Below are 9,875 nucleotides of genomic sequence, written 5' to 3'. Positions count from 1 at the left end.
CGATCCGTCCACCAGGGGGAGGTGAGGCCGAGAAGCCAAACCTACCGGCACTCCCCACGGCCGCCAGTGGGCAAGTTTTCGTGGCCATCCTTGGGCAGGTGTAGTGGCCGTCACCGGGCAGAACTCAACGGCCCTTGACACCCGTTGGAGCGTCGTAAGTGTCGGAGCAATGGCCCCGGCTTCAAGCCGGGCGACCGCGGCCTGGCTGGTTCCCATGCGTGCAGCCAAGTCCCGCTGGCTCAGACCGGCCGCGTCCCGGGCTTCTCGAATGCGTTCCCCGACTTCGGCGGCGAGCCGGCTCTCGGCGTAGGCCCGTTCGTACTCCGCTCGGTCGTCGTCGTCCATGGCTTGGAGCCGATTCTCACGGAGATCCTTCCAACTGGTTCGTGTCACTGTCTCTCCCCCTCGGCGCTGTGTTGTTCGCGGATGCACCTGATCATTGCGAGTCGTGCCCGCTCAATCTCAATACGCTCGTTCGTACGTTGCTTTCGGAACTCTGTCAGCAGGACGATTCTCCTGTCGCCGGGGAAGAAGTACGTGACACGCTGTGCGATGTCCACCACGAAGAACCGCAACTCGTAGAGGCCGCCGCCGAGTGCCCGCGAGTGAGGCATTCGCAGAGAGGGCCCATTCTTGGCCAGCCGGTCGATGTTGAACGCGACCGTTCCGAACTCCTTCACATTGAGCTGATCGAGCCACCGTTCGACTTCGGGCTCGAGTTAAATGTTCCACATCAGATACCATTAATGATATCAACCGCAACGGCGGTCAGTGTTTCCCCTTGGCCTACCTGTCGACTTGTGTTGGCTACCGCGCCCGGCAAGGAGACGAGTCTCGCCGAACTCCCGCCAGGTAACGATTTATGCCCATGGCTCGCTCCCAACGATCCGGCAGGTCTTCCTTGATCGAATAGCCTTCGATCACCGGCGGTGCCTGTCCTGAGCTGAGTGCCAGCGTGCTCGAGCCGATCTTCGAGGCGGACTTCAAGTCGTGTTCCTACGGCTTCCGCCCGGGGCGCCAGGCCCAGGACGCCATCGCCGAGATGCACTACCTCGCCTCGCGCTCGTACGAGTGGGTCGTCGAGGGAGACATCAAGGCGTGCTTCGACGAAATCTCCCACGCCGCGGTGCTCAGCCGCATGCGGGAGCGGATCGCCGACCGGCGGATCATGGACCTGGTGAAGGCCTTCCTGAAATCCGGCATCCTCGGTGAGGATGGGGAGCTTCGGGACAGTGACACCGGTGCCCCTCAGGGCGGCATCGTCTCACCCCTCATCTCCAACATTGCGCTCTCGCTCCTGGACGAGCACTTCGTCGAGGCCTGGGAGGCCATGGGAGACAGCCACGAACGGGCCAAGCGACGGTGCCGGGGCATGGCCAGCTACCGCCTTATCCGCTACGCGGATGACTGGTTGCTCCTTGTGGCCGGTGACCGTGAACACGCCGAAGCCCTAAAGGCTGAGGCGGCGCAAGTGCTTCAGAAGATGGGCCTGCGCCTCTCGGAGGAGAAGACGAAGGTCATCCACATCGACCAGGGCTTCGACTTCCTGGGCATGCGCATCCAGCGACACCAGAAGCGGGGCTGCACGAAGTGCTACGTGTACACGTACCCTTCCCGGCGCGCACTCGACACCGTGAAGGCCAAGGTACGCGAGATCACGAACCGCAAGTACACGAGTCAGACGCTCACGGTCTTGCTGCACCGGCTCAACCGGGTGCTACGAGGCTGGACCAATTACCACCGCCACGGGGCGGCGGCCAAGACGTTTTCGTACATCGGCGCCTTCACTTGGCACCGGGTGGTGTCCTGGCTGCGCAACAAGCACCCCAGGGTTGGTTGGCAGGAACTGTGCCGCCGCTTTCTTCCTGGAGGATGGCCGACGCAGGGCGAGGTGCGCCTGTTCAACCCGGCGGGGGTGGCGATTAATCGCTACCGGTACCGGGGAGCAGCCATCCCCTCGCCATGGCGAGCCCGGCATGACGGACCACAGCAGCTCAGCGGCATGGACTTGGGGAGAGCCGGATGCGGTGAGAGTCGCACGTCCGGTTCGGGAGGGCGGGCCAGGGAGACGTACGGGCCACAGGGCCCGCAACGCGCCCTGGCCCGACCCCAGTCCGAGTGCACGATGGTCTGGCCCGCCGGGCGCCTCCGCCAGATGGCCATCTGCAGGGCGTCGACGACCAGCTCGGTGCGCATATGGTCGGCGATCGACCAGCCGACCACCCGCCGGCTCCAGGAATCCAGCACAACGGCCAAGTACACCTTGCCCTCGTGGGTCGGGTGCTCGGTCACGTCGCTCACCCACAGCTGGTCCTGCCCGGTGGCGTTGAAATCGCGCCTCACCAGGTCGTCGGCTGGGGCGTCAGCGGGGTTGCGACGGGTGCAGCCCTTGCGCCGCCGGGTGAAGATCCCTTGGATGCCGGCGGCGGCCATCAGCCGGGCGATGCGCTTGCGGCCGACCCGGAGGCCCTCGCCGAGGACCAGTTCGGCGTGCACCCGCGGCGCTCCGTAGGTGCCCCGGGAGCTCTTGTGCACCGCGATGATCTTCTCGGTCAGCGAGGCGTCGTCCACCGAACGCGCCGACGGGTGGGTCTGACGGTGGCGCCATTCGTAGTAACCGCTGGTGGACACGCCGAGCACCCGGCAGCAGGTGGCGACAGGGTAGGTGGCCTTCTCCGCCTCGATGAAGGCGAAGGTCACTTCGTCTTGTAATTGCCCTCGTTGGCGAAGAAGGCCGCGGCTTTTCCCAGGATCTCCTTTTCCATCCTGAGCACCCGGTTCTCCCGGCGCAGCGCGACGAGCTCCTTGCGCTCGTCGGTGCTCAGTCCCTCCCGGTGGCCGTCGTCGATGTCGGCCTGGTATATCCAGTTGCGCAGACAGGACTCCGAGATGCCTAAGTCCTTGGCGATCTCGGCGACGGGCTTGGCCCGCTCCCGGCCGAGCTCGATGGCTCGCTGGCGGAACTCTGCTGGGTGAGGTGCCGGCACCCGGGCTCCCTTCCGAGGAGGGATAGCCTCCTCATCGTAAGGTGTCCGGGAAACCGGGGCAAGCTCACTGTCTCTGAGTTCGTCATCAGAAATGGGGCCCAATTTGTGGAACATGAAGCCCATACTGATAAGCAAGAGGCCAGATGGGAAAGCGAATTCCATGAATACTTCAGTTGGCTTTGGTCAATTTGGTCTGGCGCATGACTAGTTGTAATGTCGGTCAACGCACATACGCTGCGGCCTCTTTATAGCGGACAGACTTGGCGCCCAGATCTGCCCGGCGGCCATGCTCCCCGACATGCGGTGGCGACCGTCGCCAGGGCGGCGTTCGTGCCGAGGACCGGCACGCCATTGGAACCCCGGGCGGCGTTGATGGCGGCGACGAAGCACGAGGCTTCGTTGCTGCTGGCCGACGCCGGCGCCATGCCACCCAGCGCCACCGCGCCCATGACCCCGGCAACAACGAGGCCTCGCACGGCTCAGGTCTTCATCGAAACTTCCTCCTTCGGCGGTCTGGCGGCCTGCCGGTTTCCGCCTACGGAGGAGCCGGGAGGTCCATGACTTTGCGTCGCAGGGTCACCCCTGCTTTGCCTTTCTCGGGCTTGGGGGGCGAGAACGACTACGGGCGGAACGACTACGCCGGGCCGTGCCCGCCGGTGGGGCGCGGACACCGCTTCATCTTCACACTGCTGGCCATCAAGGAGCGAGCGGCCTCGCCGAGGGCGCCAGCCCCCGGGACGACCTGCTCTATGCGCTCTCGGGCAAGGTGCTGGGCCAGGCGCAGCTGCTGGGGAAGTACGCCCGGAAGCGCTTGCACTTCTCAGGTTTCACACCGCCCGGCCCAGAGGCGCGGCACCCGGCCAAGCAGCGGGGACCCGCGCGCTACCGGCCCGAGCGGAAAAACCATGATCTTGAGATCGATGACGAACTTGACCAAGTGCACGATGGCGAGCGCGACTAACGCACGCGTGGTGCCCGATCCGCCGAAGAGCCGACCGAATCCCCAGATCGCCCCGATAAGCACGACATCGAACCCCATCCAGCACAGAACCGTCGTGTCCACTTCTCCGGCCAGCACAGCCCGGCGAGGCAGGGAGACCACCAGCCAGACCAGGTCCACGGCATAAAGGCTGATGAGGAGCGGGAAGAAGCCGAACCGGGAGGTCCTCAGGAGGTCGACGTCGGCGCGGCCTCCCAGGAAGATGAGGATGACGCCCGTGACCGCGGCTACCACGAAATGGGCGCACCACCATCCCCAGCAGGGTTCGTGCGACCCCTGTACGAGGCCCCGGTAGTTGCCGATGGCGAAGCTCAGCCCGACCGTGAAGAAGATGGCGAAGACACACACCACGCTGGTGCTGAGCCCATGGGCATCCAGGCTGTTGCCCACTGCGTGAGCCATCTCGCCGAAGGCCACACCCGCAAGAAGGAGCGACCCGATCTGGCGCAGGTTCTCGTCTTCGGGACTGAAGTCCGGGCGACGCGGCGCCGCCACCTCAGCCCTCCTGGACCAGCAACATGGTTGCGGTGCCGAGCATCACACGGCCAACACTACGCAATCAGCATCAGATCCAGCGATGGAAGAGCATCCGCATCTGCCACCAGGGCACCGGGATTGCCACCCCGGTGATCACCGGGTACCAGATGCCGAGACCTGGGCCCGCTACGAGAACCTCATCCGTATCCACATGGTTCCCGAGGCCTTCAGAGCCTTCGAAACCACATGGTATGCCTGCAACATCGAGGCCGGGGCTGCCCCGGCCCGAGCCATTCCGGTCATGAATGTGTCGATATGGCTAGGCCGCAGATCAGCAAGGGGGACAGCGCCGATTCGCGTATGACGTGGACGCGGAGGAGAGATTCGTAACGGTCCCATGTTTCAGGCCGTACGCGGGCACGCGCTCGCTCGAGACACCGATTTTTAGATACGCGGCCAAAGCTTGCCGACTCTGGTCGACCTGGGCGCCACCTTCAACCTCCACAACCAGGCGAGCTAGGGCGTGGTCGGCTTCCCGCTTGGTCCCCCTGAACGTCTTCCGCACCTGCCGCCTTTGGCCGGATTACGCGTCAAAGCCAGCGCTAACTACGATACGCCAGCTTCCTCTACGCCTCCTTGTGCCATCTTTGATCCAGCAAGATTACTTGGGTTGGTTGCCCCTCAATCGTCGGCAGAAAGCGATGCCTGATCTTAAAGACGTCGCTTGTTGTTGACGTCTCTATGGCGGCTAATTCAAGATCCCAATCAACGTATGGTTGCCCGGCAGGGACCGGCACCGGATCAACAATCATTCCAATTCTCATATTTGATTCGTAATGCTCATAAACTCTCCACATTAGCTCCTGGAGGCCTTGCGAGGGCTCGGAGATAGACAAACGAATCTGCTTAGCCTCCATGCGTCCGATTAGGTGACCATGAGTAAAGAGTTTCTCGGTAAGGGTGTTCACAATGAAATCCACATTGTTTTGATCCGCCATATGTAGCCCCAAGAGTTTCCGGGTCAGTTGGCGGATCTGACTGTGCGACCTTTGAATGTTTCCCAAGGCCAAAGGATGGACGTGCTCGGCGAGGAACAGTCTCGGTTTCCGGCTCGGGGCTGAGGGGCGGCCGTACCGTCGCCCGGGGTACCTTCCGATAACCCAGCCTGCCCACCCGGGGTGGAGCGGGTCCTGCGCCCTCAGCTGCGGTGAGTGGCTCCACTTCTGGCTGATCGTCCACGGTTTCGAGGGTACCTGCGTCGCCGACTGAGGGTCGGGATTAGACGTCCCACGAAGAAACTTACAAGGATGCCGTCCTCCAACGACTGTCCCAATGGTCCCCATAGACATCCCTCACGCCGTAAGTTTCACTTAGCAACTGGCTTGTGACCTGCATAAATACTTGTGGGCCGCCAAGGTCTCGAACCCTGCCCGCCGGATTAAAAGTTTGCCTTATCCGTGTTGCCCTGTCCGGGCAGTGTTGTTTGGTGCTGTTCTGTCCGTCTGGTGGGGGCGTCTCGCGTTATTGCGTGTTGTCCTGTCCGTCTAGTGTTGCGGCGTCTGTCACGGAAACTGTCACGGAATCGCCAGCCAAGGGGTCCTGTCGCTGCGAGAGGGCGCAGGCTGCCGATGCTCGCGGCCTTGGTCTTCGTGGCTGGGGCCGACCAACCCGACCTCAGGGGCTATCGGGCCAGCCCGGAGGCCTTGCAGGGCCCGACCATGATCTGACCCGTCCCAGACCATTGGATCTCAAACCTGGCCAGGATGAGCCGGCTCTTCGGCCCTTCTGCACTTCTGCACATTGTCTAAGACGTTAGGCACTGGCTGTTGCACCGCTTGCGAACACACGGCCACTCGGTGCTGGAGGGGGTGATCCGGTCGAGGGGACGCGCGTAGATCTGGACCCCGGCCGACTGCGTGAATTCCATGAACGTGAGGTACTCGCCGACGATGACCTGATCAAGGGTCAGTCGGTTGGGGTCGCCGTGGAAGTGCTTCGGCAAGGCCCGCTAGCGTAAACCCCCGGTGTCACCTCCAGAGTCTGGGTGACAGTAGCTGGGTCCGCTCAATCGGGACGAGCCCATCATCCAGCCCTCGCAGCCGTTCGTAGAGACCGCGCATTGCCGCCCGGTCGGGAATGTACGTCGTGCTGGCGGCGGCCTCGAGTATCGTCGGCGTGTTGACGAGAGAGATCGATCCCTCCTGGTGACCTTGCGATCGCAGCCGAACGAGCCGCCGTCGTTCGGAATCGGCGAGCTGGGCGCCGTTCGTTTCGTCGATCAGCACCACGGCGTCAGAGCCTGCCTCGGCGGCGACTGCGGCATGGGCGACGACCATCAGCTCCCCAAGGTCCTGTCGTTGACGCAGGCGTTCCGCCATCGGCGTGCCGCTGATCCGGCTGACCGCGACATTCAACGCGTCGTTGGGGTCGTCCGGGAGGAGCTCCAGGTAAGCGGCACCAAGCCTCCTCAAGACGGCTGCAGCGTTGCGGAAACGCTGCTCGGTCTGGGCCTTGCGCTCGATCTCGCCATAAACGGTTTCCGGGGTGCTGAGCGGTCCGAGGACGCTGATCAGCAGGCGCTCCTTGTTGAGGGAGAAGAAGTTCAGTCCCGGCCCGGCGTCGATGATCGGCCGGTGACTCATTCCGGCGGGTCCCCGGCATCCTCCTCAAGACCCGAAAGATCGAACTCCACCTGCGGAATGTCCCTGGGCGCGGCCCAGCGCACCTCAGGTGCTGGGGGGACCAGACCTGCCTCCAATAGGTCGGCCTGCAAGGATTCTTCGGTAACCCCGCGCAGTCTGGCCAGCGCGCGCAGGGACACGACGTGCTCCAGATACCCTTGCACGGCTCGGGCCAGCAGGCGCTGCGGCGCCCTGGTCCGGTTGGCTTCGTCGGCGAGTGCCCTGTATTGGTCCGTCCATCCGAACCGTGCGGCGAGTGCCGGCGTCGACACCGACATCCAGTCCGCCTTCCTCTCACCATCAATGAGGCCCGCTTGGTGAAGGGCGATCGAGGCCATCGCCGGCGACACCAGGAACCGCTGCACCACCGCCGACAGGTCCGCCAGGTCCACGGAGGGGCGCCCGGCGAGGACGTCCTTCAGGCCTTCCTCGGGGGCCAAGAGATGACGGGCGAAGGTGTCTGCCCGGATCTCATCCCGGTCCCGCCGCGCCCATTCGTCCTCGTTGAGGTCGTTCCAGTCGCCGAAGAGAACATGGGCGAGCTCGTGAGCTAGCGAACTCCTCTGCCGCATCGGGTGAGGGGTCCTGGCTACGGCGAGGAACACCCGGTCCCGTTCGGGATCCCGCATCGCCATGCCGTGTTCATCCCTTGCAACGTCGAGCACCGCGACGTCGATATCGGTTGTCTGCTCTATCAGGGCCACCAGGTCGCCAAGTGGTTGATGACCGAGGCGGTGGCGCCTCCGGAACTCTTCCGCTGCCGCCTTGCCCTCTTCTTCTGCGATCACGCCGGGGACGGGATGGCTTGATCGTCTAGATAAGCATCCAGTTCCAGGAAGTGCAGCAGCGCCTCCCGTATGTGCGACATGCTGGCGTCATTGGTGGCTCGTGCTACGCACTGTGCCCGGTCGGACACCCTGCTGGCCCCGGTCAGCTCGGCCACGGTCGCTCCGGTCGCCCAGGCGATGGCCATGATCTCCGGCAGCTTCGCCGCTCGTTCGCCTGAGATGATCCTGGAGAGGGTTGGCTGTGAGATCTCGGTCGCGTTGGCGAGAGCCCGTTGGCTCATCTTGGCAGCCGTGACTGCACGTTCGATCGCTTCGCCGATGGAGTTCGTCACCAGTCATCTCCTCTGAATCACTTGCCGTGAATGTGATTCAGTGTAGCAGGACGACGATGGCCATGCTGTCAGAGCAAGAGTGGCCTCCTCTTTGTTGCCCCGGAAGGACCGGATCACCCGTTTGCGTTTCCAAGCACTTCCACTGACCTCTTTGGCGCGGTTGGTCCTTGTGGTACCGGCCATCGATACCGATCCCGGCCGGCTCACCGTCCTCGCGACGGATTCCCTCTGTCACGCCCTTGTTGCCGGGGCGCGCCCTGGAATCCGCCGTCACGAGCATTGTCACGGATGAGAACGAGTCTCAAAGCCTCCAAAATAGAGATGCCTAAAGGAGCACAACCGTGTTCAGCACCGCGCCCGGTGAGGGATCGTCAGGCCGCCCGCAGTGCTTCCACTGGCGCCAGTGGCGCGGCAAGTGTGGTCAGCCACAGCCCGTTGTTAGGGGCATACCTTACCGGGTGGAGGAAACCTAAGGTCCGGCGTGTCAGCCGCTGGCGGGAGGGAACGCCCTGGTGAAGGCAGTTGTCACTAATCTCATTAAACGAGATGAACCGACCAACCCCTCTATCTCTAGTCCCCTGGGAGTTTTCCGGTTCTCCCAGGCTCGACCCTGATATTTAAGGGCTGAACGGTCAGTTGGGGGCAGTAGGCCTTTCGAACATTACCCTGTTGGCGAGGTCAGCGTCGGACCATATGTGACACTCGCCGTCAGGGCCAACGAGGGGAAGGGGCCGCAGTGTCCCAGTTTGTCGGTACATTACAGCTGCACTCCGGCTGAGGGTCAGATGCTTGACGATACCGGCGGCGATTGGCAGTAGGCGGGGTTTCAGCAGGCAACCAAAAGCCACAGCTACAAGTGCCTCCCGGACGGGCAGTACACAATCTGCGGCGCGGCAGTTCCAGTTAACCAGTCGATACTCTCGTTCGGCCTCCCAATCTGTGTTCTTGTGGAATAGCGATTCAACGATAGCCACGGCCAGCTCGGGTATGCCGGCAGCGGGTTTGTCAGGAGCGTAGAATGCGTAGAACTGGGTACTATATATAGAAGAATTCACCCCAGGTTCGTAGCTGACCGTCTGTGCTTTCCACCCGCGGGCCAGCGATGGCGACGCCCAAGGCGGAGAGGTTGCCCTGAAGGCGCTTGCGGCGGCGCTTTCCAGGAGCGTGCGGTCGAAGATCAGGCATGCGCCACTGTGGTTCTCGGCGTACTGCGCCCAGGAGCGACTCCGGGCATGTCCTCGTGCGTCCAGCCGTCTGCTCAGTGACTCATCGAGAGCCGGTGCGTCAGTTATAAAGCAAGCGAGACGGATTTGCTCTCGGATAGTCAAAACGGCTCGGACTATTTGGCTGCGGAGATCCTCGGTCAATTCCATTGTCTTCGGAGGAAAGGCCCAGTTCTCAATCGGGTGCATGATTGCTTCTTGAGGATCGTTGAGGTCTTGCAGCGGCGACAATATCAACTCGCCTGTCAGTGCAATGGCTGCAGCGTTGGGCAGAGAGGTGTAGTGGAAGAGCCACCTTTGGGGATCTGAAGGTTCCTCGATCCCAAAGATTGGATGGTTGTTCCACTCGAGTTCCGTTGTCACGTGACTTCTTCCGCAGGAAGTGGT

General features: G+C 62.9%; 8 protein-coding genes, 1 pseudogene and 1 riboswitch. Of the genes and pseudogenes, 1 reads left to right on the top strand and 8 read right to left on the bottom strand.

What is annotated here, in order from left to right; genetic code table 11:
- Window positions 1-389: 389 nt before the first annotated feature.
- Window positions 390-689 (bottom strand): annotated as a pseudogene (locus tag VFW71_02115) (type II toxin-antitoxin system RelE/ParE family toxin).
- A 266-nt stretch (window positions 690-955) separates the two neighbouring features.
- On the opposite strand from VFW71_02115, the gene VFW71_02110 reads away from it, so the two are divergent.
- A complete protein-coding gene (locus VFW71_02110) occupies window positions 956-2,512 on the top strand; it encodes a reverse transcriptase domain-containing protein (protein HEU5001559.1) in 1,557 nt (518 codons plus the stop codon).
- A 184-nt stretch (window positions 2,513-2,696) separates the two neighbouring features.
- Here the strand turns inward: VFW71_02110 and VFW71_02105 are convergent, their stop codons facing one another.
- The 7 genes from VFW71_02105 to VFW71_02075 form a co-directional block, all read right to left on the bottom strand.
- A complete protein-coding gene (locus VFW71_02105) occupies window positions 2,697-3,149 on the bottom strand; it encodes a transposase (GenBank protein ID HEU5001558.1) in 453 nt (150 codons plus the stop codon).
- A gap of 342 nt (window positions 3,150-3,491) precedes the next feature.
- Window positions 3,492-3,589: riboswitch (cyclic di-GMP riboswitch) on the bottom strand.
- Window positions 3,590-3,807: 218 nt separating this feature from the next.
- Entirely contained in the window at window positions 3,808-4,482 is a 675-nt protein-coding gene (locus VFW71_02100; protein ID HEU5001557.1) for a hypothetical protein, read from the bottom strand.
- 608 nt (window positions 4,483-5,090) lie between these two features.
- Window positions 5,091-5,432 carry a hypothetical protein gene (locus VFW71_02095; GenBank protein HEU5001556.1) on the bottom strand — a complete coding sequence of 114 codons (342 nt, stop codon included), beginning with the start codon at window positions 5,430-5,432 and terminating at the stop codon, window positions 5,091-5,093.
- Window positions 5,433-6,491: 1,059 nt separating this feature from the next.
- On the bottom strand, window positions 6,492-7,106 hold the full coding sequence (locus VFW71_02090; protein HEU5001555.1) for a hypothetical protein: 615 nt from the start codon (window positions 7,104-7,106) through the stop codon (window positions 6,492-6,494).
- The gene (locus VFW71_02085; GenBank protein ID HEU5001554.1) at window positions 7,103-7,933 is read right to left on the bottom strand and encodes an ImmA/IrrE family metallo-endopeptidase; all 831 of its coding nucleotides are present in this window, start codon (window positions 7,931-7,933) and stop codon (window positions 7,103-7,105) included. The genes VFW71_02090 and VFW71_02085 overlap by 4 nt, the downstream gene beginning before the upstream one ends.
- Entirely contained in the window at window positions 7,930-8,265 is a 336-nt protein-coding gene (locus tag VFW71_02080) for a helix-turn-helix transcriptional regulator (protein HEU5001553.1), read from the bottom strand. The genes VFW71_02085 and VFW71_02080 overlap by 4 nt, the downstream gene beginning before the upstream one ends.
- A gap of 632 nt (window positions 8,266-8,897) precedes the next feature.
- The gene (locus VFW71_02075) at window positions 8,898-9,851 is read right to left on the bottom strand and encodes a DUF2971 domain-containing protein (GenBank protein HEU5001552.1); all 954 of its coding nucleotides are present in this window, start codon (window positions 9,849-9,851) and stop codon (window positions 8,898-8,900) included.
- Window positions 9,852-9,875: the final 24 nt, after the last annotated feature.

It is taken from the genome of Actinomycetota bacterium (assembly GCA_035765775.1).
In the GTDB taxonomy this organism is placed as follows: domain Bacteria; phylum Actinomycetota; class CADDZG01; order JAHWKV01; family JAOPZY01; genus DASTWV01.
This window is presented reverse-complemented; position numbering and strand designations above follow the sequence as displayed.

Bases quoted from the DNA above. Each gene is read 5' to 3' on its own strand.
- VFW71_02105 (HEU5001558.1), bottom strand. From the start codon at position 3,149: ATGGAATTCGCTTTCCCATCTGGCCTCTTGCTTATCAGTATGGGCTTC.
- VFW71_02090 (HEU5001555.1), bottom strand. From the start codon at position 7,106: ATGAGTCACCGGCCGATCATCGACGCCGGGCCGGGACTGAACTTCTTC.